We start from the raw sequence: 26,122 nt of genomic DNA, 5'->3' as shown, positions 1-26,122 counted from the left end.
TATGATTTAAAGGAATTGTCCCGCCTTCTAGCAAATACAATTACACTAACAATAAAAAATAGGAGTGTGGCACCATGAAAAAAATCGGAACTATGCTACTTTTCTCCTTCCTCATTACTGGCTGTGCGCAACCGCAATCCGATTCAAAAGCGCCTAAAAAAGAAGTAATAGCAACGGCATCCTCTCAAACTAACGCACCTTCCTTTTTTCATCTTAGCGTTTTAAAAGATGTAAATTGGGAAGAAGCGCCATCCTTCGTAGATGGAAAAATGCCTTTAAAGGGCATTGAAGGAAAAATCGCAATGGCTGATAGCCCCATCATCGCAAATGAACAAAATGAAATAATGTGGTTCTTTCTAGATCCTGAAATGCCAACCGGAAAACTATCTATTATCGCGTTAAAACAAGGTACTACAATTCCAACACCAATCCTCTTTCAAAAAGAAACTTCCAAACAAACTTGGACTACTTCCAATATAGTCGATACTACAATAAAAGAACTCCCTCTCGTAATATCATTACCTTCATCTGGATTATGGGTATTAAATATATATGTGAACGAAAAATATTATAATCAGTTTGTAATCAATGCCGAGTAAAGTGACAAAACTGCAACACTTCCTTACAACAATGTAATTTAGACGTCACGTACTTCGATAGTTGAACTCTCTCTCTTCTCTTATACTTAAAGTAAGAAATGAAACGAGGAGAGATGAGAGACGAGAGATGAGAAAAATGATAGAAGTGATCGTAGCAGTAACTGAGGTTTTAGTAAATGGTAAACAAGTTGCAATGGAATTAAATAAATAATGAGGGGACATGAATAACTCTACACTTCTTCTTCATTATTTTGATTTCTTATCTCAAAAAAGCAGTGCCTTAAAGGCACTGCTTTTTACTATTAATAACTTGGCATTTTCGTAATTTGTGCCACTCCTGAATCAATGGCTGCTTTTGCTACTGCTTCTGCAACACTTGGAACAACTCTTTTATCTAATGGATTTGGAATGACATAATTCGCATTACGCTCTTCATCCGTAATAATGTTAGCGATTCCATATGCTGCCGCTAATTTCATCTCTTCTGTAATATCCGTCGCGCGCACATCTAACGCACCACGGAATATACCAGGAAACGCCAATACATTATTTACTTGATTCGAGTAGTCAGAACGCCCAGTTCCTACTACAGCTGCCCCAGCCTCTAGTGCATCCTCAGGGAAGATTTCTGGAATTGGATTCGCCATTGCAAATACAATTGCTTTCTCATTCATCGACTGTACAAGCTCTTTGGTTAATACGTTAGGAGCTGATACACCAATGAAAATATCAGCCTGATGAATCGCTTCCTTTAATGTTCCACGTACATATTCTCGATTTGTCTTTTTCGAAACTTCGATTTGTGCTTCGTTCATCCATGTTTCACCTTCACAAACAATACCTTCTAAACTAACTAACGTAATGTGCTTTGCACCAGCTTTTAACAATAATTTTCCAATTGCAATTCCTGCCGAACCCGCACCGTTAATAACAATTTTCACATTATCCATTTGTTTACTTACGACTTTTAATGCATTAATAACAGCTGCTAAAACGACAATAGCCGTCCCATGTTGATCATCATGAAATACAGGAATATTAGTTTCTTCTTTTAATCGTTTTTCAATTTCAAAGCAACGTGGTGCTGCAATATCTTCTAAATTAATACCTGCAAATGTAGGCTCCAAATTTTTTACAAGGGTAACGATTTCATCCACATCAGTCGTCCCTAAACATAGCGGGAAAGCATCTACATTCGCAAACTTCTTAAATAAAATACTTTTCCCTTCCATAACAGGCATAGCCGCTTTCGGTCCAATATTCCCTAAGCCAAGTACTGCTGTTCCATCTGAAACGACTGCAACCATATTCCCTCTTGCTGTATAGTCATACACTGTTTCTTCATCTGCTGCAATTGCTTTACAAGACTCTGCTACGCCTGGTGTATAAGTCAGGCTTAAATCATCCGCTGAATTCACTTCTACTTTACTTGTAATCTCAATTTTCCCTACTAACTCTTTATGCAATAACAATGATCTTTCATTAATTTGATTTTCTAACATACTTATAATCTCCCCTTAATTTGACAAGCTAGCTATATGAATATAGCTAGCTTGTTTGATCATGAAAACATTTTTAATAAAATTGTCGCTGTTACAACCATTGCTGCCCCGCCTAAACGCGTTGAAATTTGCGCAAACGGCATTAATTCCATACGGTTTGAGGCTGATAAAATAGCAACATCTCCAGTTCCACCTAAACCACTATGACATCCAGTTACAATCGCTGATTCAACTGGATACATTTTCATCACTTTCCCTACAAGAAAACCTGTTGTTACCATTGTAAGAACAACCGATGCACACACAACAACATATCCTACAGAAAGAACTGCTGCTACATCTTTTAACGGAATATATAGCAATCCTAAACCGACCATTAACGGCCAGGTTAAATTCTTTGAAATAAATTTATATAAATGGAATGCACCTTGCTCCATTTTTGCTGGCATTAAATTAAAATACTTCACAATTGCCGCTGAAAAAATCATAATGATTGCCCCAGGAATACCGATAAATTTAGAAGCGAATCCTCCGAAAATAAAGAATGTACATGCAATCAATAACCCTGCTCCCATTAATGAGAAATCAATTGGTTTTTCTGCATTTTGCTCTTTTAATAGCTCTGCTTGATTATCTGTTTTTACTAATACACCGTTACCACTAAGCTCAGGTTTCTTCTCACCTAAACGTTTCATATAGCCTGCGCTCACGATCGCAAACATATTTCCGATAATAGCCGCAGGAATAAGCTGTGATACAAATGTTGCTGATGATTCATTTAAAATATCACTGTAAGCTAACGACAATGGTAAAATCCCTTCGCCAATACCGCCACTCACAATAGGGACGATAATAAAGAAGAAAGTCTTCTTCATTTCAAACCCAAATAGTGAACCAACTAATAAGCCTACTGCTATAGAAGCTAACGTTCCTACTACTAAAGGAATAAACATACGAACGAAACCTTGTACTAACACTTTGCGATTCATTCCTAAAATACTTCCTACTACTAAGCAAGAAATATATAAATATAAAAAGTTCGATTTTTTCATTAACATAGTCGCAGCTTCCATTGAAGCTGGATTCATCCAGTTAAAAAATACAAGTAATGATGGAATAAATAATGAAAGAATTGCTGGACCACCGATATTTTTTAAAATTGGAATTCTCATCCCAATGTCTCCTAAGAAAATACCCATAATCATAATAACTGCAAATCCACCAATCATATCTGCTGGCAATTTATTATATACAGATGCTCCATAAATAATAGCAGCCAATACTACATATAACGGTAAAGGTATAACACCGATTTTAACATTCATAATTTTAGAAGCGAAAGATTCACTTCTCAATTCATTTCCCTCAGAAAATGATACCGCTTCCACATTCTTTTGTATTCCCATATGGCACCCCCTTGTTTTCTTAATAACAATATTAAAACGCTTTCAATAGTAAAAATAGTTTTTGTAAGTTTTGTAACTACTTTTGTAATTAAAAAAAGTATAAGCGACTTATTATAAGTCGCTTATACGTAAAAATTTATTTTATTTTGATCAATACATCTTAATTTACTCACCGGTCTTCCCACATTTTGATACACCATTTCATTCTCTAATACTCCAATTTCAGTCAAAAACATTACATATTTTCGAATAGAAACCCTTGAAACTCCTACTAATTGCGCCATTTCATCTGTTGTAAATGCTTGTCCCTTAAGCGATTCGATTTTCTTCCAAATTAATTGTAGCGTTTGCTTTGTTAATCCTTTTGGAAGCTCTTTATAGTCAAAGGACTCTCTTTTTTCTTTTTGTAAAATTAGCGAATCCAATTCCGATTGACTAATTTTTTGTTGTTCTTTCATAAAAGTAAATTTTTCTCGATACACAGTTAATGCTTCCTTAAAGCGTTCAAATGTAAATGGTTTAATTAAATAATCTACCACTCCATATTGTAATGCTTTTTTTATACTCCCCATATCATGCACAGCTGAAATCATCATAATATCAATTTCTTTTTCTTGATTCCGAATATACATTAAAAGCTCAAATCCAGTCTCCTCAGGCATAAAGATATCAAGTAATACTAATTCTACTCGTGATTTCTCTAATACTTCTATCGCCTCTTTTACTGATTTAACTGCATGAACAAGCTCAAACCCTCCCACTTGCTCTAAATAATGCGTATTTAACATTGCAACCATCGGATCATCTTCTACAATCAAAACTTTGATCATCTTATCTCTCATCCCTACTTTTAGGTATTTCAATTGTTATCGTTGTTCCCTCTCCTACCAATGAATGAATATGAATTTCCCCATTTATTCGCTGTATGCTTTCCTTTACAAGGTACAAACCATACCCCCGATTATCACCCTTTGTGGAATAACCTTTTATAAATAATGCATCCATTTCATCTTCTTGTATGCCTTTCCCTGTATCTTGTACTGTAATGATTAATGTATCCCCATATTGTATTCCAACTTCAACTTGCTTCTTCTCACAATTCGTCACCGCGTCTAATGCATTATCAATTAAATTTCCGACAACGGTGATTAGTTCATGAATGATACGTTCATCATATATTTCTGGTAAGTAAGAATCTTCTTTTATAATTAACTTTATATTTTTCTCTCTAGCATAGCTAAGCTTACCTAATAAAAAACCAGCAAATACTGGACTTTTAATTCTTTTCATAACCCCACCAATTTCATATTGATGCTCTGATACCATACTACTTACATATTTCTGCAATTCTTCATACTGTTTCATATGTGTAAGCCCTAATACGACATGCATTTTATTCATAAATTCATGAGATTGCGCCCGTAATGCTTCCGCATATAACCTAATACCAGTTAATTCTTCTGCTAATTTTCTAATTTCTGTTTTATCACGAAATGTTGCAATCGCGCCAACTATTTCTCCTTTTACATATAAAGGAACACGATTAGTAACAATCGTAATTCCATAAATATTTTGTTCTTCGTTTAATTGTACCTCTCCAGTTTGCAATACTTCTTTTATACGTGAATTTGGCATGTACAATTCAACATCTTTACCAATAAAGTCTTCTTCAAGTCCACTTTTCTTAAATAACCGTTTTGCCTCATTATTGATTAAAGTTACGTTCGCCTCTTTATCTACAGCAATAATACCTTCTTTCACCGAAAGCAACATCGTATTTCTTTCTTCAAGAATTTTCGCTATCCTATGCGGCTCAAGACCAAATAAACTTTTCTTTATATGTCTAGCTAGCAATATCGCCCCTATAACACCAACTAATACTCCAACTCCAACACCGATATAAATAATATGTCTACTTTCCTTAACTCGCTCTTTTACATTATCTGCTGAAATTCCAACCGCAACCGCTCCAAGTTGTTCCCCTGTTTCAGAAAAAACTGGCACAAATACTCTCATAGAAATCCCTAAAGTTCCTTCTGCCAATGATACATGTTCATTCCCCTTCAATACGGGCCCTTCATCTCCCCCAATAAAATGATGACCTATTTTTTGAGGATTGGGGTGAGATTTTCGGATTCCATTCATATCCATAACCACAATAAATTGAACATCCGTACTCTTTAATATCTTATTTGTATACACTTGAATCAAGGCGGTATCTACTTTCCCCGCCAACCCATCAATTACAATAGAATCATTCGCCACAATACGTGCAATCGTTTTTGCCTTCTCTGCTTGGCTATCTTCTGTCGTTCGTTCAACATTATGGCTAATCAAAATATCTGTTACGAGCAAAGAAAAAATTACAACTGTACACACTAATAATGTAATCGTTTTCCATAAATTCCATAGTCTTTTTCTTTTTTTCATCCCGTTAATGACTCCCCTAATTGCTGTATAGAAAAATAAGTAAGGTGATCTCATTTCCACCTTACTTATTTCCTGTTATTATACTTTAAATTTACTAATCATTTCTTATAATTCTTCTGTCATCTCTGCTAAGTTTTGAGTGACTAAACTAACTTATTCCCTTTAATTGACTTGTTCTTCTGTAGCTTTTGCAATCTCATCAATGGCATTTGTTACTTCATTTTCATCGCCAGCTAAACCTTTCATTGTTTCTGCTACTCGATTAATTTTGGAAACAAAATATAATAATAACATGTATTTTTTTGTTGATTATGCATTTTTTACATATGTAGTTATTCTTAAAAGTTTAAATTACAAAATAAGAGAACCTCCATACATAGAAGTTCTCTTTCTTCTTATTATCTTTGCTTCTTTAAAACACTGCTCACAAAACCTTCTTTATAATCTGTATAACCTTTTATTTATATAATTCCCTTAATTCATTTTGAACTTTTCACATAACTAATTGCTTGACTTCCCATCTGTACCCACGCCTTTTCAAAGTTTTCTCTCGGCACACTTACATCTGGACTATCATTAAGAGGATCTTGAATATATACGGACTCCTTATCGTATCCAACAAGTACAATACAATGTTCACTATAAGTAATCGAAACATCGCCACTATCTGTTTCCCATGTAGCAAATTCATCCTCACCTAATGGTGCATATGTTGCATTCGTAATCATTACTACCGGTTGCCCCGCTTTTACACTCTTATAAATTTCTTCTATACTTTTCCCTGTTAAATCCACAGCTTTATTAGGTAAATATTTTTTCGCTAATTGAAAGAGCGGTTCGTGATATACACCATATCCTGATTCAGAAAATGTATAAATATCCCCTACAAACCCTTCATTCGGATTTCCACGTGTACCATTATCCTCAAAATCAACTTTCTTTATTTCATCTGCCAATTTCATCTTATCTACAGAAACACCTGCGTATTGTAACATCATCGCTAAGCTCGTCACCTCGCATCCTCTCTCTAGCTCTGGTAATTGCTGAATTAAAGGCACATTTGATAAGACGATTTTTTCATCACCTTGATTATTAGTAGATATTGTTTGTTTCTGACTTTTTGTAGTGGATACTGTTACTCTCTTTACTTTCTCGGCATACTTTGTAAACCCATTCGTATATATGCCCCATATTACCACCCCGAATATAATCACATACATACACACTTTCCAATTTCGTATCATGCTCCTATTCCCACGCCCTCTTTAATTCGTTAAATAAGAATAAAACGCATCTGCATCTGTTTGAATCATCGGTACAAAGTTTAGTTCTTTTCCCTTTTCAGGTTGTTCTCGTTTTATTTTTTCTGCTAAATCTTGAATATTCATATTCGTTCTATCCATATTAAGCTCATCTGCCATTTGCACCACTTTTTGTTCATTAATTTCTCTTAATACTTGATATATATCTTTGCCGTATAGATCAATATGATATTTTTTTGCTTCTTCCTGCACTTTTTGTTCATACACTTCTTGTGCTAGATCTTCTATCCCTTTTCCTTTTTTAGAAATACCGAGCTTTTCCGCTTCTTCTCTTACTTTCGTTCCATAAATTTCTTCCGCAATATCTTGCATTTCTTTTCCTTCTATTGAAACCCCTAGTTTATCTGCTTCATTATTAATTTTGATTGTATTAATTTGATTTATTAAATCCACAATCGATGTATTCTCTATTGATATTCCTAGTTTCAATGCTTCCTGCTTCACTTTTGTTTCATAAATTTCTTCCGAAAGAATTCCAACATCTTTTCCTTCTGTTGAAATACCTAATTGTTCCGCTTCTCTTCCTACTTCCGTTTCATGAATTTCTTTTTCTAACGTAATTTGTTCTTTTCCATTCGTTTCAATGCCTAGTTTTTCCGCCTTTTCTTCTGTATGCATCGCATGTATTTTCCCATCGTTTAACTGTTCTTTACTGCGCTGCGTGTAATCTGTCTTTCCTTTTGTCGTTCCAGAAGAAGAGGCGCCTCCTAATATACTTAAACTCATTACTCCAATAGCGCATACCATCATCATCTTCTTTTTCAAGAATTCTTCCTCCTTCTCACGCTTTCTGTTTCCATCTTTCCCATAATTTTTTTAATACTATACATCAACTTCATCACTGTTAGAAATAACAGTATGATTCATCTAATTCATTCAAAAATATCTACTTCAGCGTCTCTTTCTATTACAAGTTTCCATGATGTAATACATGATACAAGTTGTTCCTTAACTTTCCCTTAAAAAAAGACGACCTTGTAAAAAACAAGATCGCCTTCTCACTTATAACCTTTGATTTTTCGGGAAAATCACTTCAAAACAAGTACCTTCTCCCCATTTGCTCTCTACCGATATTTTTCCGTAATGTTTTTCTACAATCCAATTAGCGATTGAAAGACCTAATCCAGCGCCTTCTGATGCACTTCTCGCTTTATCACCTTGATAAAAACGATCAAATAATTTTGGACTATCCTCTTCCTTAACTCCTATCCCGTTATCCTTCACCCGTATACGAATTGAACTACTCGTTTGCGTACAATTAATTTGAATATGTCCACCTTCATTCGTATACTTCATCGCATTATCTAACAGTATGACCATCATTTGATGGATTCTCTCTCTATCGCCAATAAACGATATGTTACGTTCTACTTTTAATATCATCTCTTTTTCTTGATAAGAAGCAATTTCTTTATATGGATCTACTATTTCTTCTAACAATTTATCTAGTTCAAATGTTTTCTTATCCATCTCGATTTGATTAGAATCCGAACGTGCTAACAATAATAAATTAGCAACTAGCTTCGATAACCGTCTACATTCCTTTGAAATTGTAGAAATATCCATCGCCTTTTCTTCTATCGTTGCAGATGGTGACTGGAATAATACATCTGTTTTTGATTGGATAACCGCAAGTGGCGTCCTTAATTCATGTGATGCATCAGAAACGAATTCCTGCTGTTTCTCCCATGACTTTTGAATCGGTATGAGTGCTCTACCCGCTAGGAAAAAGCCGATTCCTATTGCACATAGGCTTCCTATCCCACAACCGATTATAAGAATTAACAATAATGTGCGAAGTACTTCTTTTTCAGTTGTTGTTTCACGCAATATTTGAAGTGTAAAATTCTCTCCAAACTGTGTAGTTACATGAGCTGCTCCAGTTCTATAACTTCTCCCTTTAATTTCTATATCATAGAAATCTCCAACTTTTTTTGGAAATAAACTTGTTTGGTTCTCTTCAAAAAAGCTGCGATCTCGAGATCTTTGGTCTATATCTTGCAACTGATTATTTTCATTCCATACCAAAAAAGTGGCCCTTGAATCCCCTATACGTAAATCTTTATTTAATTCAAATTGAGCGGGACCTTGGCGCTTCTCTCTCGTTATCTTCATAATAAAGTCTCTTATCGATCCATCTACTCCCTTGTAGATTTGGTCATATGTATATGAATAAACTAAACTTCCCAATATCCCAATTAATATAATAAACACTAACGAATTTAATATAGTCAGACGAATGCGTGTCTTTTGAAACATACTTCCCTTTTTCATTGTTCTTTCAATATATATCCAATACCACGAACAGTTTGAATATCTTTCTGATAACCGAATGGCTCTAATTTTTTACGTAAGTGATGAACATACACTTCTACAATCGCTACTGTCGTATCTGAATCAAATCCCCAAACACGATCAAAAATTTGTTCACGCATTAAAATCTTACCGCTATTTTGAATGAGGTACTCTAGAAGTTCATACTGTTTTAAAGTCAACTTAATTGCTTGTCCATCTACTTGTGCATCTTTATCTTTTCCAAACAGTTCGATTCCTTTATAACGAATTGTCTGCTTTGTTGTTAAACTACCACTTCGTCGTAATAAAGCACGAATTCTCGCTTTTAATTCCGGTGCTTGAAATGGCTTAACGAGATAATCATCTCCGCCAAAATCTAAACCTTTTACTCGATCCTCCAAAGAATCTTTTGCTGTTAAAAATAAAACTGGCGTTTCAATCTTCTCATCTCGTATTTTTTGAATAACTTCAAATCCATCCATTTCTGGCATCATGACATCAAGTAAAATTGCATCATATATATTTTGTAATGCCAAAAACAAACCATCTTCCCCATTCATTGCCATGTCCACTTCAAATTCATCACGTAAAATTTGTACTATAGACTCCAATAAAGAAGCATTATCTTCTACTACAAGTAAGCGCATCGGCCTTTCTCACCTTCCACAATATATTTCAATTCGCTTTTCCTTTATTATTACATCACTTCTCTTAATAACGAAAGAAAGTAGCCACATTATACAATCGCTTTTTTAACTATTTCCATCTAAGAATTTGGATTCGATAGAATTTTGAAGATTTATTATAAAGTCCATTTCTTAACTTTGCCTTAATAAAAGATTGAAAGAAATAAGGAAATCCTTATTTCTTTCAATCTTTTACTACATATACCTTTTTACTCGGCAACTCCAAACAATTCAACTGCCCACCATACACAGCCCCGCCATCAATACCTATAATACGATTACTACCAAAATACACTCCACAATCATCATTACCATGAAGCGTCTTTGTTTCTGTATGTCCAAATATAACAACCTTTTCGCCACTATACCCACTATGAAACTCATTACGTATCCACATTAAAGTGTATGGTTCAGATTCAGAAACTCGTTTCAGCGGCTCAACACCAGCATGTACAAATATATACTCTTCTGTTTCAATGTAATGATCTAATTCTTGAATAAACTTTACATGTTCCTCTAATATATGAGATTGTAAAATTGGCTTTTGGAAGTCTTCCTCATTAACCTCAATATCTTCTTCTACAAACCCATAGCTATATAATGTTTTATCTCCACCATTTCTTTTTACCCAATGATTCCACGAGCGCTCCTCATCTGTCGTTAACGCTTTAATCATCATATCTTCATGATTTCCCTTTAAAACGAAAGCTCCCTCTTCTTTTAACCCTTTTACCTTTTCAATGACAGCACGCGCATTTGGACCACGATCTACATAATCACCTAATAAAATTAGTTGATCCTGCTTTGCATTATATTGAGTTTCTTCCAATAACTGCTCGAACTTTTCTATTTCTCCATGAATATCACTAATAACAAGTATTCTCCTCATTTCTTCCCCCTCTTTCTAAACCACTCTCTTTCTAATTATAGATTAAAACAACAGAAATTTCTGAATCCTAATCCAAAATAGCATTTATTACAAATAAAACTATTATCCTTACAACAATGTAAGTCTCTTGTCATCCAATTCGATAGTTGTAATTACTGCATTTCCTTATACTAAAAGTAAGAAATGAAACAAAAAACAAGGAGAGATGAGATATGAAAAAAGTGATGGAAGTTGTAGTAGCGGTGGCAGAGGTTTTCGTAAATGGCAAACAAGTTGCAATGGAGTTAAATAAATAATGAAAAGGACAAGATTCGTTCTAGACCCTTTGCTCATATAAAAGAGATAAGACTTCATCATTTCTTTGATCCCTTATCTCCCTATAAAGAAAGCCGTATCCTTAAGAAGGACACGGCTTTCTTTTATTTTTGACTCGTACGAGCTGAAATACTAATGGCTCTATCTGTTGCTTTTGCAGCCTCATCTAACGCTTCTTTACTATTTTTCCCGTCATACATTGCTTCTAGTGCTTTCACAACTGCATCTCGTGATTCTGGGAATACACTAATTAATGCCCCTTGCGTTGCTGAAGATTGCTTCGTTGCTTGCAGTTGATCTACCGTTACTTTTAACTGTGGATACTTTTCATATTGTTCTTTTACTAACGGTTCATTATATGCATCTGGATTAATTGAGAAATACCCTGTTGCTGTATGCCATTTCGCTTGTACGTCTGGTTTCGTTAAATATTTCATAAAGTCCCAAGCACCTTGCTGCGCTTCTTCTGAAACCATATTCGTCATCCATAATGACGCTCCGCCAATAACAACACCATTTTGTTTCGTATCTTCTGGATATGGAATATATGCAACACCAACGTTAAACTTAGATGCATCAATTAAATCACGAACACCAGCTGAAGAATCTAAATACATAGCAACTTGTCCAGATTGGAATGCGGCACGAATATCATCCCAACTTGCTCCATACTTTCCTAATGCACCAGCCTTATTCAATTCATCTAACATCCCAAATACTTTTTGCCCTTCTTTTCCGTTAAATGCCGCTTTCGTTGCTGCATCTTTTCGCCCATTCTCATTATCCACATATAGACCGCCTTGTGTCGCTAATAATTCTTCAAAGAACCATCCATAGTTCAGCATAGAGAATCCATATTGTTTTACATTTCCGCCTTCTTTAATCGTTAACTTTTTAGCTGCTTCTTTTAATTCTGCATATGTTTTCGGAGCTTTCTCTGGATCTAACCCAGCCTTTGCGAAAGCATCTTTATTATAAATTAATACTGGTGTAGATGAATTAAATGGCATAGAATACATTTTCCCATCAACTGAGTAATAATTCGTAATTGCTTTTTCTAATTTTGATGTATCGTACTTATCTTTTTTAATCCAGGTATCAATAGGCGTAATCTTTTTGCTATCAATCATATATTTCGTTGTAATTTCACTTGATTGAACAAGAGCTGGCGCTTCTTTCGTTGCAGATATCGTTTTAAACTTCGTTAAAGACTCTTCGTATGTTCCTTGGAACTCTGCCTTTATCTCGTATTTATTCTGTGACTTATTATAGTCTGCAACAAGCCCATCTAGCACACCCTGTGTTTTTCCACCCATCGCATGCCAGAAGCGAATTACAGTTTTATCACCATTTTTTTCAACTGGAGCTACTTTTGCCTGTGCTTCAGATTTCCCCTCTGTTTTACTACTTGAACAAGCTGCTCCGGTTAACGCCATTGTGGCTGCCATCAAAAGAGCGGCACTTTTTTTCAATAAACTCATCTCAATCCCACCTTTTCTTATGTATGCTTATTTAATTGCACCTTTTGTTAATCCTTGTTGCAATTGCTTTTGCCCTAAAAATAGTAAAATCAACGTTGGAATGACGATAACAGTAACACCAGCCATTACACTTCCCCAATCAGTTGCAACTTCTTGAGACTGGAGCTGCTTCACACCAATTTGAACTGTTCTTACTTTTTCATCAGTGGTCACTAAGAGCGGCCATAAATACATATTCCATGTTGTTAAAAAGCTATATACTCCAAGCGTAATAAAACTCGTTTTACAATATGGAATTACAACGCTGAATAAAAACCTTAAATTTCCAATCCCTTCAATAAAAGCAGCTTCTTTCAGTTCATTCGGAAGTGTCATAAAATGCTGACGTAGTAAGAAAATACCGAAGGCTGTTGCAAAAAACGGTACTGTCATCCCAGCAAAGCTATTGATCCATCCGAAATTTTGAATCGTTAAAAAGTTTGGTACCATCGTTGCTTCCCACGGAATAAGCATCGTTGAAATAAACAGGAAGAAAATAAAGTTTCTTCCTTTAAACTGAAGAAAGACAAAAGCATAAGCAGCTAAGCTTGATACGATAAGTTGTCCAATCATAACAACTGTCGATACAATTAAACTGTTATATAAGTACGTAAAAAGCGGTACTTTTTGAAAGATATTAATGAAATTATCAAAAGTAAATTGAGTCGGAAATAACCTTCTCATTTGAATATCATCTGGTGTCATAAAGCTTATTAAAAACGCATAGAGTACAGGAAAAAACACCATCACTGCACTAATAATGAGCAGTATGTATAATAGGAAGTTTTGTTTCCACTGTTTAACAATCATTTATAATGCACCTTTCTCTCTGCAAACTTGAATTGAAGTAATGTAGCAATGAAAATGAAAACAAATAATACCATCGCTTGTGCACTTGCTGTTCCAAATTGATGATTCACAAATGCTTCTTTATAAATCGAGTACACAATTAAATTCGTTGCATCGTTCGGTCCACCGTGCGTCAAAATATCGATTTGTCCAAAGCTTTGAAATGCACTAATTAAAGTTACTGTTACAATAAAAAATAACGTTGGTGATAACATCGGTAATGTAACGCGGCGAAGCTTATATAAATAGCTCGCACCATCTATAGATGCACTCTCATATAAAGACGTATCAACATTTTGTAAACCACCTAATATAACTAAAAATGCAAATCCTGTATTCACCCAAACCGTTGTAACCGATACAGAAAACAATGCCCAGTCCGGACTCGTTAACCATGCAATCGCAGGGAGATTCATAGAGGCTAATATGTTATTAAATAACCCTACACTTGGATGAAATAAAAATAGCCAAATCACTGCACTCGCAGCTACTGATATGCCCATCGTTGAGGAAAAGAGCACCCGAAATAATCCAATACCTCTTACTTTCTCATTTGCAATTAATGCAAGAAATAAAGCGAATATAATACTAGTAGGTACTGTATATAAAACAAATAATAAAGTTGACTTTATACTTTTGTAGAAAGCAGGATCAGAAAATAAATATTGATAATTTTCCAAGCCAACAAAAAGATTAGCTTCTCCGTGTATATCTGTTAAATAAAAACTATAGTAAATCGTCCTAAACAATGGATAGAAAAGAAAAATCGAAAACAATAAAATAGATGGTGCTAAAAATAATAATCCTATTCTTAAATCTTTCGTTCTCCCCCATAATGCCTTCTTTTTTGACACTTTTGTTTGAGCTGGTAATTTCCCTACCTCAATCATTATTTCGCCACCACTTTCAGCTCTTCTTCAGCTACCACTTTTAATCGTTCATTCGTTTTCTGTTGAAAGAAGCATAGTTTTTCTTGCGAGAATAATAATTTTACTTTGTCACCTTTGTTCAAGAGTAACTGTCCGATGACTTTTGCACTCCAAGTTGCCCCATTTACCGAAAAGTTTAAAATAGATTCATTCCCTAATACTTCTACAGATTGCAGCGTAACTTCTTGTCCTTCCTCAGACAATGCAATATGCTCAGGACGCATGCCTATTCGAATAATTCCTTCTGGTAATTGCTTTAACTGTCCAATAGATAACGGAATTTGCAATTGGCCTATATGCAATACACCTTTTTCTTTATCCACTTCCCCATCATTCATATTCATAGAAGGAGAACCTATAAAACTTGCAACAAATTCATTTGCTGGTTCGTTATATATATCAAGCGGTGTTCCAACTTGCTGTATACTTCCTTTATTTAAAACCATAATGCGGTCTCCCATAGTCATCGCTTCAATTTGATCGTGAGTAACGTAAATCATCGTAATTCCTAATCGTTGCTGAATTTCTCTAATTTCAATCCTCATTTGCGCACGCAATTTCGCATCTAAATTCGAAAGCGGCTCATCCATTAAGCAAATCGGTGCTTGACTCACAATCGCCCTAGCAAGCGCAACACGCTGTCTTTGTCCACCTGATAATTGGCCTGGTTTCATTTTCACATACTCTTTTAGTCCTACCATTTCAACAGCTTCCATTAATCGTTTTTGCCGCTCTTCTTTCTGTACTTTTCTTACCTTAAGGCCAAATAAAATATTTTCTTCTACAGATAAGTGTGGATATAACGCATAGTTTTGAAATACCATTGATAGATTACGATCTTTCGGCTCTAAATCATTTGCAACACGCTCATTAATAATTAAATCTCCCGAAGAAATTCCTTCTAAGCCAGCAATCATTCGTAATAATGTACTTTTCCCACATCCCGAAGGTCCAACTAAAACAAAAAATTCTCCCTTCTTAATGTGAACCGATACATCCTTAACCGCTGTCTCTTCCGCGTTTTTATATACCTTTAATACATTTTTCAATTCAATCACAAGATTGCACTCCTTTTTTCGTCTTGTATCCATACTTCATAATCACTTGTTGAAATCGCACTTGCTCCTGCACGAATTGCAATTTCTGCATCTTCTCGAGTTTGAATCAGTCCGCCTGCAATAATAGGAAATTCTATTTCCTCTGCTAGCTGTTTAATAATAGAAGGCATAATACCAGGCATAATCTCTACTGCATTCGGTTTAGTCGTTTTACAATTTTCAATTGATTTTGTAAGAGATAAAGTATCAACGATAAAAATACGTTGAATCGTTTTCAATACAATCTTATTGGCATTTCGAATTGTCGACCCCTTTGTCGAAATAATACCTTGTGCACCAATAACATCTTGTATATACAAAAGTGCTTCCTCTGTATTCGTATTTAGCCCTTGTATAAAATCACAATGAAGAAATACATCATGTCCATTTTTCTGTAATTCATATACACGCTCTGGTAACTCCAACATTGAACCAGTCATAAGGAAAACTGTTTTCGGTAATTTTTTGTATGTTTTATACCCTTTCCAATCCTTTATCATCGCTATATAAGGTTCTTTAAATATTGACTTCACCTAGCTTTTCTATTTTTATCCAAACTAAAAACACCTACTTACATAGAACACCTTTCTCCTTATTTGAACTCTAGGGAATAGAGCACACTTAAGAAAGTGGCACGTTATATGTAAGCGGGTGTTCTCAAATGTTCTCTACCCTAGTTATTTTGTTACCTTTACTATATTACGTATTTATTAAGTCAGTTTTGATAGATTGTTAATTAGGTGTTAATCGAATGTTAATATTCACCATATTACTTTTACAATAATCAAGATATACGAATAAACTCCAACAGAAAACAACTTTGTTTAGAATTTAAGTGATATGTAAATCCATACCATAGTTACTCAGTTTTAGTTTTCTTGCCACTGCTTGCGAAGCAAAATTATCCCAAGCCGTGCTGTAAAGTGGAATGCGTTTTTCTTCTTGTATTGATATCGCCCAGGCCGTAACAACATCTGAACCATATCCTTTTCCTTGAAACTCAGATAACGTTTCTACACTCGCTTCAGAAGCTATTGGTGTACTTCTTGCACTACAGCATATAGAAACCACCTTTTCATTTTCAACAATTGCAAAATAAGGTTTCCTCCATTCCATCTGTTCTATTAGATTAGGAAAGCTTTCTCGCAAGAGTTCTTTATTCTTCCCTGTTATTTGTAGCGTCCTAATTGGTTTTATTAAATCATTAGGAAATCTATAAGCAGGTCCCATCCAAATATTCTCCACCGCTCTTTCCTCATTTAATATTTTAATGATTTTTGCTATCTCTATGTGATTTGAACGTTCTGAAATTAATTTCCCAATCTCATTCACCGTTTCACTATGAAGGTTATAATGATATCTCGTTATATTCCCCTCCCGAGTTCGGCCAAGAAAAAAACGTGGCGCTTTCAGATTTCCATGCTCATTTACACTCTTTATTCTTCCTACTTGATTATGAACAAATAGAACCTCTGCCTGAATTGCTATTAATTCAAGTTCTGAAAGTTTCATCTATATCCTCCTCTGTTACTGCATATACAAAATTCCTATAACAAGCCTTCATAGAGTAAATACAAAAGAACTCCTTCTCAAAACAAAAATCCCATTTAAATAAACATCAATGAGTCCATCTTGCCGGATGATCTCCTTGTTCTGTCTATTTAAATGGGATAATTTCATGACTGTTATTTTCTTAGCCTCTTATCTCACTCTTATATTACTCTGTAGGTTGCTGCTGTATAACTTCATTTGCCCCAGCTACTCTCAACATATTTGCAATATCTTTAAACCCTCTTTTTTCAGCATATTGCAGCGGCGTAGTTCCTTCACTGTTAGCCATATTTACATCCGCTCCATGCTCAATAAGCATTTGAATTACCTTTTTATGATTTTCGCTACCATTTCCCAATACAATCGCTTCTAATAATGCCGTTCCACCACGATTATTTTTGTAATTCACATCAATATCTGTGTGCTCTAATAATTCTTTTACGACCTCTACATGACCACGCTCAGATGCAGAAGTTAATGCTGTTCCACCTGACCGAGTAGTTTCTTTCGTATTAGCTCCTGCATTAATTAATAATTTTACGATATCCTTATAACCTTCTCTACTAGCATAAAGAAATGGACTGCTTTGTTTCTCATCTTGAATTTCAATATCAGCTCCCGCATCAATTAACGCTTTAACTGTCTCTACATGATTCTGATACGTTGCTGCAAGGACAGGCGTTTCTCCGTTATCACCTTCTACGTTAATATTCGCTCCATCTTTAATCAACTTCATAGCCGTTTCGGTATCACCTAGAGTCGCAGAAAGTAATAATTGCTTATCCATTAAATTTATACCTGTTTCTTTTTTTGCTTCTTCCTTTTCTTTATGGTTTTCCTTCTTTTTTTCATTTTTCACCTGAACCGGTTTTGATTCAGGATCTTCTTGCTTATCACAAGCCACTGTCATCATTAAAAGTCCTAATAACATGCATAATAATATTTTTTGTTTTCTCACAACTACAGCTCCTATGAAAGATAATGTTTTCTTAACCATTCCTCCATCACATGCAATAACTCTTCTTCAATAGATTTATCCATAAGCACCTTATATTCCTTCTTAAATTGAATCATCGAACGCTTATGCCCATGTTTTCTCAACAAATAATTCATGTTTGGAATGATATGCCGCCCGCCTTCATCATTAACATATGAAGCAATTAGTTTAGCATGTTTCGGTGACACTTGTACATCTTTCTTATCCTTAATTCCCCTAAAGATGTCACTATTTTATATTGTAACTGTTCTTCTAACTATTTTACACCTTTTATCTTTCTATTTTCATCTCACTGGCAATAGAAAAAGACAACCTTGGGGTGGTTGTCCTTGCTCTAGCTACTTCTTCGTATTAATGAGAATGTCCTCCGCTATTCCCTTTTTTCGGTTTCCCCATCATCTCTTTGTTCATTTCCCACTTATGCTCTGATAATTCTTTGTCGGAAAGGACCTTCCCCTTATATTTAGATACAAAACTTTCCGCATCTTTTTTATCTTTAAACGAGATGACGTTATAAGCCATAGGTGTTGTTATTGTTTTATCATATACGTAAGTTGCGTCCTGCATTGGAACCCAATCTTTCGTATTATAGTCTCGTACAAACTTTTCTTTCGTCTTCTCATTTTTATTATTATCCATCCATTTATGCATACAGCCAATATCATCAAACTTTAAGACTTTTCCATTCTCTAAAATAATTTCTGTTGCGAATTGATTATCCATTACCCCTATTTGACAAATATCACACTTATCATTTTTCTCATCAACTGCAATAGCTTCTATGTCCTTTTTCCCACATCCTACTATTGTAAATAAGAAGCATAAACATATAACAAGCACAGCATACTTTACTCTCATCCAGATTTCCTCCCTAAAAAGAACAATATACTCCCCATTAGTAATAATAAATTATTCTTAAAAATCTATTCGTTATACTCAACTAAGAGCATATCAAAAAGTTGTGTGAGGTTTGTGAAAAAACAATATATCTTTTGTAATATATGGAACAAAAAAGATGTGTAGCTATTTCTACACATCTCTCATCATTCACAACCAGTAATTAACAAATCATCTTCTAGCTTAACTAATAATGTGTCCGTATCAATTTCCTGTCCAACCTCTACATTCACTAACCTTATATTTCCACTGATCCCTATCCCGATTTTTTCAAGCTCACCATCGTGTTTTCGGATCATCATTAATTTTTCCCATTCATATACGTAAGAGGATTCATTAATAAAAATCTCCTCTACTCTTCCTTCACATGAACTATAAATTTCTTCTATTCTTCTTTTCATTCAAAATCTACTCCCTACTTCACACTTCACTATTTTCACCTTATTCTACCATTCTTGTACGAAGTAAATTATCTTTTTAAAAATTCAAAATTACCCTCGTGAACAAAATGATCAAAATAAAGATTATGCTTCTAATGATGTTATTTTTTTAATTATTTACCATTTGAATTGAAACTTTTATTATAAATAAAAAACCTTTTATCTGAATTTTTACTTTATTTTGAAAGCGCAATCATTTTTGAGGGGGAGATTACATGTTAGCATTACTCGGATTTGTAATGGTATTTGTCTTTATGTTTTTGATTATGACTAAACGTATGTCAGCATTAGTAGCATTAATATTAATTCCAATTATTTTTGCATTAATTGGTGGCTTTTATGCAAATATGGGCCCTATGATGCTAGAGGGGATTAAAAAGCTAGCACCTACTGGTATTATGCTTATGTTCGCCATTTTATATTTCGGAATTATGATTGATAGTGGTTTATTCGATCCTGTCATTAGTAAAATCTTAAAATTTGTAAAAGGTGATCCGTTAAAAATTGTTGTTGGTACGGCTATCCTTACTATTATCGTTTCATTAGATGGGGACGGAACAACAACATATATGATTACTGTTTCCGCAATGTATCCACTGTATAAACGTCTTGGAATGAATCCGCTTATATTAGCTGGCGTTGTTATGTTAGGAGCAGGTGTGACAAATCTTACACCTTGGGGTGGACCAACTGCTCGGGTTATGAGTGCACTTGGTCTTGATGCATCAGAGCTCTTCACACCACTTATACCAGGAATGATCGCTGGTGCAATTTGGGTAGTTTTCGTTGCCTACTATCTTGGAAAAAAAGAAAGAAAACGTTTAGGAATTATGGATGTACAGTATTTAAAACAAATGCAAACAATGGATGAGCAAGCTGCAACAGTCGAAGCTGAAGTACATAAACGCCCTAAGCTGCTATGGATTAACTTTTTATTAACTGTTGCCTTACTCGTCTGTCTCATACTAGAAGTTATGCCGTTACCTGTTTTATTTACAGTCGCTTTTGCAATTGCTGTTATGATTAACTATCCAAACTTAGAACAACAGAAAGAACGTATTGCGTCTCATGCTGGAAACGTATTAGCAGTTGTTTCTCTCGTATTTGCTGCTGGAATCTTCACAGGTATTCTATCTGGAACAAAAATGGTAGATGCAATGGCTCAAAGTGTAGTTACTCTCATACCAGATGCACTTGGACCCCAGCTGCCAATTATTACAGCTCTTCTAAGTATGCCGTTTACATTTTTCATGTCCAACGATGCATTTTACTTCGGGGTATTACCTATTTTAACAAAAGCCGCAGCTGCTTATGGAGTTAGCGCAGCTGAAATGGGACGCGCTTCGTTACTCGGGCAACCTGTTCACTTACTAAGCCCTCTCGTCGCTTCCACTTATTTATTAGTCGGAATGGCCAAAGTTGATTTTGGTGAACACCAACGCTTTACTTTACTTTGGGCTGTTGGAACGACAATGGTTATGTTGATTACTGGAATTGTAATTGGGATTATTCCAATATAAGATGACACTAGAAAAAACAGTAGAGGAAATGTAATCCTCTACTGTTTTTATTGTTATGAAAGTCTCCTATGAAGAAATACGGAAATACCTTCTTTCTGGCCTCCCCACACTCCCATATATAAGCTCTGCATGCACTTTCTTTCCAGAAATCAAATACTCTAAATAGCGCCTCGCTGTGGATCGACTTACACCTACCATTGAGCTTAGCATCTCTGCAGTAATTCCCTCTTCATTAACAGTTAGCATATGCTTTTTTATTTTTGCTAACGTTAATGGATCTATCCCTTTTGGGGCATATTCTATTTGATTTGCCTGCACTCCTCTTTGAGACCATAGATGTTCAATTTGTTCTGGAGATAATTGAGCACTTTCCTTTAACTTCATGATCTTCTTTTGGTAATTTTCTAAACTTGTTTTAAATCGATCAAACGTAAGTGGCTTTACGATATAATCTGTTACCCCACCTCGTAAAGCATGCCGCACTACATCTGTTTCTGATGCGGCTGTAATCATAATAATGTCTGTATCATGCAAATTATGCCTAATATATGTGATGAGTTCAGTTCCTTGCATATCGGGTAAATATACATCTAATAAAACAAGCTGTGGCTTCACAAGCTCTAGCCATTCCTTTGCTTCTTCCCCAGTCGTTGCCGTTCCAATCACTTTAAATCCATCAATTTTTTCAGCAAAACGACGATGAATCTCCGCAATCCGAATATCATCTTCTACAATCAATACTTCAATCCCCTCAACCATTACAATTCGCCTCTCTCTTTCGGTAATGCAATGATAAATAACGCACCACCTAAATCCCCTTTTTCGATTGCGATGCTCCCATTTAAATCTTCCACTAACTCTTTCACTTTTGCTAATCCATATCCACGTTTTTCGCCCTCTTTCGTCGAAAAACCTTTATAGAATATGCTTGTTATTATTTCATCATGAATCCCGTGTCCTGAATCTTCCACTTCAATTAATATTTCTTCTCCAATATCCGTTACAAACATTCTAACTTTCTTGTCATACTCTTGATTTTTTTCAATTGCTTCAAATGCATTCGTAATTAAATTTCCCAAAATAGAAACAACATAATTACTATCAATATGCGGACTTAACTTTTCTAAACTACTTTCTCGATCTAACACAAAATCAATTTTCAACTCTCTTGCTCTATTATAAAATCCAATTAAAATTCCACCTAGCCATGGATTTTGAATTCGTTTCATAATAAATTGAACGAAATCTTGATATACTGCCGTTTCCTTATGAATAAGCTCTAAAGCATCTTCATATGACTCTAATTGGATAAGACCCGAAAGCGTATACAACAAATTATTATATTCATGTGTTTGTGCTCGTAATGCTTCTGTATATTGCCGCGTTTGAGACAACTCTGCTGTTAATTGGTCCATTTCAGATTTCAAACGTAAACTGGATACAACACCAGTTACTTTATTATTAACTTTAATAGGTAAACGGTTAGCAATAACAGCCTTTCCCTTTATATTTAATTGACGATCAAACTGTCCCTCACCAGTTTGAAGTACATCTAGTATCGATGAGTTAGGAATAACATTTAAAATAAATTCTCCAATTATATTTTGCTGTTTTTCTAAAGAAAGAATGTCATATGCCGCTTGATTTACTAAACTAACAATTCCATTTTTATCGATTACTATAATCCCTTCACGTACAGATTGAATAACTGTACTATGTTCTTCATATAAGGATGAAATTTCTTCTGGCTCCATCCCAAACATCATCCTTTTTATGCTTCTTGCTAAATATATAGAGCCGATTATGCCTAACAATAAACCAGCTATAGCAATCCAAAACACACGCGTACCATATACTTCTACAGCTTGATAAACATCGTCCATCGAAAAACCAACAGATACTACTCCAATAATTTCATTATCTTGATTACGTATTGGAACTTTTCCGCGTAATGAAGGTCCTAATGATCCAGTAGCCTTTGAAATATAAGACTTCCCTTCCAATAATACGCCTTTATTATCACCACCAACCATTGCTTCTCCTATTCTATCTCGCTTAGGATGTGCATAACGAATGCCATCTTTATTTCCAACTACAATGAAATCAGCATCTGTTTCGATTCGAATTTTTTCTACAATTGGCTGAATAATAGAACTTGGATTTTCCTTTTGGAAAGCTTCTTGAATTTCTGGTATAGTGGCAACTGTTTTTGCAACATACAATGCTCTTTTGCCAATTTGCTCTTCTACCGTTTCAGATAATATATAGTAAAATAAATAACTCGTTAACAGAAGCACAGCAAGAATAAGCGTGCTAATAGTTAATGTAATTCTCGGTTGTAGTTTTAATTTTTCAAATTTCAAAACCATTCCCCTAACATAGATAAAGTGAAACTTTAATCAGTGGGGGTTTTGTTCATCTCCCACTGATTATTAGTTGAACCAATCGGGCTTTTACGGGCAGTTGATCTCTCACCTAACTCCTTTGCTTTACAGCCGAATTTTGAGGTGGGAGTCTTACTGCCCACAAATAGCGGGATAAAGATAGAATTTAAAGAAAATACTGTCTTTTATTTCCGTATTTAATCATAACACGATTACTATATATTTCTTCAATTTATCTCATGATCGTCGTCACAAAAAAAGAAACGAAGTAAAACTACTACCTCGTTTCTTAATATTTGTTATTATACTTTGAACTTACCGATCATCTCTTGTAATTCTTCAGCCATTTGCGATAGGTGAACTGCTGCTGAATTTATTTCTTCTACTGAAGCTACTTGTTCTTCAGAGGAGCCAGCAATATTTTGAACACTTGCTGCATTTTCTTCAATCGTTGCTGCAATTTCATTAATAGATGCACTTACTTGTTTTGCATCTATCGTCATTCGTTTCGCTACTTCTACCATACTATCAATTTGTACAACTGTATCATTTGTAGATTTCAATATTTCTACAAAGCTTTGTTTCGTTTCATTTGCAACTACAAGCCCTGATTGTACCTCTGTCCCAACTTGATTCATAGAGCTTACAGTTTCTTTTATATCAAATTGTATCTCTTTCACTAGCTTGCCAATTTCCGTAGAAGACTGTCCCGATTGTTCTGCTAATTTCCGCACTTCATCCGCTACAATTGCAAAACCTCTTCCTTGCTCTCCAGCTCTTGCAGCCTCAATTGCAGCATTTAATGCTAATAAGTTTGTCTGCTCTGCAATATGTTGAATCACTTCTAGAATAGCTCCAATTTGCTTCGACTTATCATCTAATAAAGAAATGACTTTGTCTGACTGTGAAACAGATTCATGAATTAATTGCATTTGATTCACAGTTTGTTCAACCAACTTTCCACCATCTTCAGCTTTTTGCTTCGTGTACATAGATGCTGTAGATACTAATGAAGAGCTATCCGCAACACGCTGAATTCCTTCTGTAACTTCTTCTAACAAAGCCGCTCCTTCTTCAACTTCCCGCGTTTGTATTTCTGCTCCACTCGATACTTGTTCCATTGCTTGTGTAATTTGTTCCGTCGCTTCACTTGCTTGCTTCATGCTAGCTGTTAATTCTTCCGAAGAAGCTGCTACATGACCAGCTGAAGTATTAATATTTGAAATTACATCATGTAATGATGCCGCCATCTCATTAAAACTTTCTCCTAACTGTCCAATTTCATCCTTCGAACGAACAGTAATTGATTCCGTTAAGTCACCTTCGCTAATTTTCCTTGCTGATATAACAAGTTGTTTTAACGGTTTAATTATAGAAGCAATTATGAAGTAAATTACAATTCCACCAATTATTAATGAAATTCCAAGAACAGTTATTGTTTTATAGAAAATAGGTTCAGCCGCTTCAATAATTTCTTTTGAAGGCATAATTCCTGCTATTTTCCATCCAGTTATCTTATTCGTTTTAAAAGTGATATTGCGATCCTCACCATCTAATGAAAATTTAAAATCACCTATTTCCTGTTTGTACAGCTCTTTTTCAAGTTTTTCTTCTACCTTATCCCCCGGCTTCAGCGTTGGATGTGCTACCACATTTTTATCTTGATCAAAAATTGCAGCATACCCTTGTTTACCGATATTAACCATTTTTGCAGTATTTACAATATCATTAATAATTAAATCAATACCGAGGACGCCACTTTTATCCTCATTTTGTTTTGCTATTGTAATAACAATATTTCCTGTCGTTTTTGATTTATATGGAGCTGTGATAATCACTTCTCCGCTTTTTTTCACTGCCTCTTTGTACCACTCTCTTTCTGTAGGATTATATCCTTCTGGCATTTGAATAGCTGGTGATTGAACAAATTGTCCATTACTAGATCCCGTGTAGATTGCTTCCATTTCTGGATGTAATTTATTATATTCTTCTAATTTATTTTGCACGTTTTGAAGCTGATCAGCTTGATAACTCGCCCCAGTAAATAGCTTTGTAAAGTATGCTACGTCTACTTTCTTACTATCTAACTCTTTATTAATTACATTATTTAAAATCTTTATGTTATCTTTTGCTGATTGTAAAATTGTTTCATTAAAATTTGTCTTTGCCTGTTGATAAGACGTCCAACCAATTACAATACTTGGAAGAATTAAAATAATAATAAATGATACAAATAACTTTGTTTTTAAACCACTACTCCTTAATTTTCCTTGAAACATATTTCTGTCCCTCCATACCGTTTTAAATGCAATTATTTTACTCTTAATCCCCTTATATAAATTATACGATACAATTACATTGATGAGACTCTCTATCTCTTTTCCTCATCTTTCTCTACATTTGAAGAATTTTTGCATACATTTCTCATTCTATAGAAATTAAATAATTAAAACACTATATAAAAATGTTGTATTATTCGAAATATTATATTTCA

25 protein-coding genes and 1 pseudogene are annotated in these 26,122 nt (G+C 34.7%); 2 read left to right on the top strand and 24 right to left on the bottom strand.

The annotated features are described in order from the left end of the window. The first annotated feature begins 74 nt into the window (after positions 1-74). Positions 75-599, top strand: a complete 525-nt coding sequence (locus BAU28_RS01730; protein WP_071717532.1) for a DUF4871 domain-containing protein — start codon at positions 75-77, stop codon at positions 597-599. A gap of 302 nt (positions 600-901) precedes the next feature. On the opposite strand, the gene BAU28_RS01725 is transcribed toward BAU28_RS01730, so the two are convergent. The 20 genes from BAU28_RS01725 to BAU28_RS01635 all read right to left on the bottom strand — a co-directional run bounded on the left by BAU28_RS01725 (position 902) and on the right by BAU28_RS01635 (position 19,685). Beyond that, positions 902-2,101, bottom strand: a complete 1,200-nt coding sequence (locus BAU28_RS01725) for an NAD(P)-dependent malic enzyme (protein WP_071717531.1) — start codon at positions 2,099-2,101, stop codon at positions 902-904. 59 nt (positions 2,102-2,160) lie between these two features. Continuing rightward, on the bottom strand, positions 2,161-3,507 hold the full coding sequence (locus BAU28_RS01720; RefSeq protein WP_071717530.1) for a 2-hydroxycarboxylate transporter family protein: 1,347 nt from the start codon (positions 3,505-3,507) through the stop codon (positions 2,161-2,163). Between the two features lie 122 nt (positions 3,508-3,629). Then, a complete protein-coding gene (locus BAU28_RS01715) occupies positions 3,630-4,337 on the bottom strand; it encodes a response regulator (RefSeq protein WP_048370654.1) in 708 nt (235 codons plus the stop codon). Between the two features lies 1 nt (position 4,338). Beyond that, complete coding sequence (locus BAU28_RS01710; protein ID WP_071717529.1) at positions 4,339-5,937, bottom strand: sensor histidine kinase; 1,599 nt, start codon at positions 5,935-5,937, stop codon at positions 4,339-4,341. A gap of 162 nt (positions 5,938-6,099) precedes the next feature. Further along, a complete protein-coding gene (locus BAU28_RS31260) occupies positions 6,100-6,231 on the bottom strand; it encodes a hypothetical protein (protein ID WP_269431810.1) in 132 nt (43 codons plus the stop codon). A 185-nt stretch (positions 6,232-6,416) separates the two neighbouring features. Continuing rightward, positions 6,417-7,181, bottom strand: coding sequence for a C39 family peptidase (locus tag BAU28_RS01705; RefSeq protein ID WP_083594470.1), 765 nt, complete (start codon positions 7,179-7,181; stop codon positions 6,417-6,419). 21 nt (positions 7,182-7,202) lie between these two features. Further along, entirely contained in the window at positions 7,203-8,024 is an 822-nt protein-coding gene (locus tag BAU28_RS01700; RefSeq protein ID WP_071717528.1) for a transporter, read from the bottom strand. Positions 8,025-8,261: 237 nt separating this feature from the next. Continuing rightward, positions 8,262-9,533: a sensor histidine kinase gene (locus BAU28_RS01695; protein ID WP_071717527.1), complete on the bottom strand. Its 1,272-nt coding sequence runs from the start codon at positions 9,531-9,533 to the stop codon at positions 8,262-8,264. Next, complete coding sequence (locus BAU28_RS01690; protein ID WP_071717526.1) at positions 9,530-10,201, bottom strand: response regulator transcription factor; 672 nt, start codon at positions 10,199-10,201, stop codon at positions 9,530-9,532. The genes BAU28_RS01695 and BAU28_RS01690 overlap by 4 nt, the downstream gene beginning before the upstream one ends. 223 nt (positions 10,202-10,424) lie before the next feature. After that, complete coding sequence (locus BAU28_RS01685; RefSeq protein WP_071717525.1) at positions 10,425-11,129, bottom strand: metallophosphoesterase family protein; 705 nt, start codon at positions 11,127-11,129, stop codon at positions 10,425-10,427. A 419-nt stretch (positions 11,130-11,548) separates the two neighbouring features. Further along, positions 11,549-12,925 carry an ABC transporter substrate-binding protein gene (locus BAU28_RS01680; RefSeq protein WP_071717524.1) on the bottom strand — a complete coding sequence of 459 codons (1,377 nt, stop codon included), beginning with the start codon at positions 12,923-12,925 and terminating at the stop codon, positions 11,549-11,551. Positions 12,926-12,952: 27 nt separating this feature from the next. Further along, the gene (locus BAU28_RS01675; protein ID WP_002174787.1) at positions 12,953-13,774 is read right to left on the bottom strand and encodes a carbohydrate ABC transporter permease; all 822 of its coding nucleotides are present in this window, start codon (positions 13,772-13,774) and stop codon (positions 12,953-12,955) included. Beyond that, positions 13,771-14,703, bottom strand: coding sequence for a carbohydrate ABC transporter permease (locus BAU28_RS01670; RefSeq protein ID WP_025149746.1), 933 nt, complete (start codon positions 14,701-14,703; stop codon positions 13,771-13,773). The genes BAU28_RS01675 and BAU28_RS01670 overlap by 4 nt, the downstream gene beginning before the upstream one ends. Then, a complete protein-coding gene (locus tag BAU28_RS01665) occupies positions 14,703-15,800 on the bottom strand; it encodes an ABC transporter ATP-binding protein (RefSeq protein ID WP_071717523.1) in 1,098 nt (365 codons plus the stop codon). The genes BAU28_RS01670 and BAU28_RS01665 overlap by 1 nt, the downstream gene beginning before the upstream one ends. Next, entirely contained in the window at positions 15,797-16,363 is a 567-nt protein-coding gene (locus BAU28_RS01660) for a glycerol-3-phosphate responsive antiterminator (RefSeq protein WP_071717612.1), read from the bottom strand. Before BAU28_RS01660 ends, BAU28_RS01665 begins: the two co-directional genes overlap by 4 nt. A gap of 307 nt (positions 16,364-16,670) precedes the next feature. After that, a complete protein-coding gene (locus tag BAU28_RS01655) occupies positions 16,671-17,351 on the bottom strand; it encodes a GNAT family N-acetyltransferase (RefSeq protein ID WP_071717522.1) in 681 nt (226 codons plus the stop codon). Positions 17,352-17,556: 205 nt separating this feature from the next. Next, positions 17,557-18,387, bottom strand: coding sequence for an ankyrin repeat domain-containing protein (locus BAU28_RS01650; RefSeq protein WP_116500264.1), 831 nt, complete (start codon positions 18,385-18,387; stop codon positions 17,557-17,559). Then, positions 18,360-18,575 carry a hypothetical protein gene (locus tag BAU28_RS01645; protein ID WP_071717521.1) on the bottom strand — a complete coding sequence of 72 codons (216 nt, stop codon included), beginning with the start codon at positions 18,573-18,575 and terminating at the stop codon, positions 18,360-18,362. The genes BAU28_RS01650 and BAU28_RS01645 overlap by 28 nt, the downstream gene beginning before the upstream one ends. 163 nt (positions 18,576-18,738) lie before the next feature. Beyond that, a complete protein-coding gene (locus BAU28_RS01640) occupies positions 18,739-19,245 on the bottom strand; it encodes a nitrous oxide reductase accessory protein NosL (protein WP_071717520.1) in 507 nt (168 codons plus the stop codon). A gap of 185 nt (positions 19,246-19,430) precedes the next feature. Further along, the gene (locus BAU28_RS01635) at positions 19,431-19,685 is read right to left on the bottom strand and encodes a hypothetical protein (protein ID WP_071717519.1); all 255 of its coding nucleotides are present in this window, start codon (positions 19,683-19,685) and stop codon (positions 19,431-19,433) included. 254 nt (positions 19,686-19,939) lie between these two features. On the opposite strand from BAU28_RS01635, the gene BAU28_RS01630 reads away from it, so the two are divergent. Next, complete coding sequence (locus BAU28_RS01630; RefSeq protein WP_002174779.1) at positions 19,940-21,244, top strand: CitMHS family transporter; 1,305 nt, start codon at positions 19,940-19,942, stop codon at positions 21,242-21,244. Positions 21,245-21,310: 66 nt separating this feature from the next. Here BAU28_RS01630 and BAU28_RS01625 read toward each other — a convergent pair whose 3' ends face one another. The 4 genes and pseudogenes from BAU28_RS01625 to BAU28_RS31500 form a co-directional block, all read right to left on the bottom strand. Beyond that, entirely contained in the window at positions 21,311-22,003 is a 693-nt protein-coding gene (locus BAU28_RS01625; protein WP_071717518.1) for a response regulator, read from the bottom strand. Continuing rightward, positions 22,003-23,607 carry an ATP-binding protein gene (locus tag BAU28_RS01620; RefSeq protein WP_025149736.1) on the bottom strand — a complete coding sequence of 535 codons (1,605 nt, stop codon included), beginning with the start codon at positions 23,605-23,607 and terminating at the stop codon, positions 22,003-22,005. Before BAU28_RS01620 ends, BAU28_RS01625 begins: the two co-directional genes overlap by 1 nt. A 323-nt stretch (positions 23,608-23,930) precedes the next feature. Beyond that, positions 23,931-24,749 carry a methyl-accepting chemotaxis protein gene (locus BAU28_RS31505; RefSeq protein WP_420866062.1) on the bottom strand — a complete coding sequence of 273 codons (819 nt, stop codon included), beginning with the start codon at positions 24,747-24,749 and terminating at the stop codon, positions 23,931-23,933. Positions 24,750-24,869: 120 nt separating this feature from the next. After that, positions 24,870-25,907, bottom strand: a pseudogene (locus tag BAU28_RS31500) (HAMP domain-containing protein); the annotation flags it as partial. Positions 25,908-26,122: the final 215 nt, after the last annotated feature.

The sequence above is a fragment of the Bacillus paramycoides genome (assembly GCF_001884235.1).
Classification (GTDB): Bacteria; Bacillota; Bacilli; order Bacillales; family Bacillaceae_G; genus Bacillus_A; species Bacillus_A paramycoides.
The sequence above is the reverse complement of the archived record's forward strand: the minus strand, read 5'-3'. Positions and strand labels throughout refer to the sequence as shown.

Bases quoted from the DNA above. Each gene is read 5' to 3' on its own strand.
- BAU28_RS01675 (WP_002174787.1), bottom strand. From the start codon at position 13,774: ATGATTGTTAAACAGTGGAAACAAAACTTCCTATTATACATACTGCTC.
- BAU28_RS01695 (WP_071717527.1), bottom strand. From the start codon at position 9,533: ATGAAAAAGGGAAGTATGTTTCAAAAGACACGCATTCGTCTGACTATA.
- BAU28_RS01655 (WP_071717522.1), bottom strand. From the start codon at position 17,351: ATGAAACTTTCAGAACTTGAATTAATAGCAATTCAGGCAGAGGTTCTA.
- BAU28_RS01720 (WP_071717530.1), bottom strand. From the start codon at position 3,507: ATGGGAATACAAAAGAATGTGGAAGCGGTATCATTTTCTGAGGGAAAT.
- BAU28_RS01690 (WP_071717526.1), bottom strand. From the start codon at position 10,201: ATGCGCTTACTTGTAGTAGAAGATAATGCTTCTTTATTGGAGTCTATA.
- BAU28_RS01670 (WP_025149746.1), bottom strand. From the start codon at position 14,703: ATGATTGAGGTAGGGAAATTACCAGCTCAAACAAAAGTGTCAAAAAAG.
- BAU28_RS01680 (WP_071717524.1), bottom strand. From the start codon at position 12,925: ATGAGTTTATTGAAAAAAAGTGCCGCTCTTTTGATGGCAGCCACAATG.
- BAU28_RS01650 (WP_116500264.1), bottom strand. From the start codon at position 18,387: ATGGTTAAGAAAACATTATCTTTCATAGGAGCTGTAGTTGTGAGAAAA.
- BAU28_RS01730 (WP_071717532.1), top strand. From the start codon at position 75: ATGAAAAAAATCGGAACTATGCTACTTTTCTCCTTCCTCATTACTGGC.
- BAU28_RS01710 (WP_071717529.1), bottom strand. From the start codon at position 5,937: ATGAAAAAAAGAAAAAGACTATGGAATTTATGGAAAACGATTACATTA.
- BAU28_RS31505 (WP_420866062.1), bottom strand. From the start codon at position 24,749: ATGGAACAAGTATCGAGTGGAGCAGAAATACAAACGCGGGAAGTTGAA.
- BAU28_RS01705 (WP_083594470.1), bottom strand. From the start codon at position 7,181: ATGATACGAAATTGGAAAGTGTGTATGTATGTGATTATATTCGGGGTG.
- BAU28_RS01685 (WP_071717525.1), bottom strand. From the start codon at position 11,129: ATGAGGAGAATACTTGTTATTAGTGATATTCATGGAGAAATAGAAAAG.
- BAU28_RS01715 (WP_048370654.1), bottom strand. From the start codon at position 4,337: ATGATCAAAGTTTTGATTGTAGAAGATGATCCGATGGTTGCAATGTTA.
- BAU28_RS01635 (WP_071717519.1), bottom strand. From the start codon at position 19,685: ATGAAAAGAAGAATAGAAGAAATTTATAGTTCATGTGAAGGAAGAGTA.
- BAU28_RS01640 (WP_071717520.1), bottom strand. From the start codon at position 19,245: ATGAGAGTAAAGTATGCTGTGCTTGTTATATGTTTATGCTTCTTATTT.
- BAU28_RS31260 (WP_269431810.1), bottom strand. From the start codon at position 6,231: ATGTTATTATTATATTTTGTTTCCAAAATTAATCGAGTAGCAGAAACA.
- BAU28_RS01625 (WP_071717518.1), bottom strand. From the start codon at position 22,003: ATGGTTGAGGGGATTGAAGTATTGATTGTAGAAGATGATATTCGGATT.
- BAU28_RS01630 (WP_002174779.1), top strand. From the start codon at position 19,940: ATGTTAGCATTACTCGGATTTGTAATGGTATTTGTCTTTATGTTTTTG.
- BAU28_RS01725 (WP_071717531.1), bottom strand. From the start codon at position 2,101: ATGTTAGAAAATCAAATTAATGAAAGATCATTGTTATTGCATAAAGAG.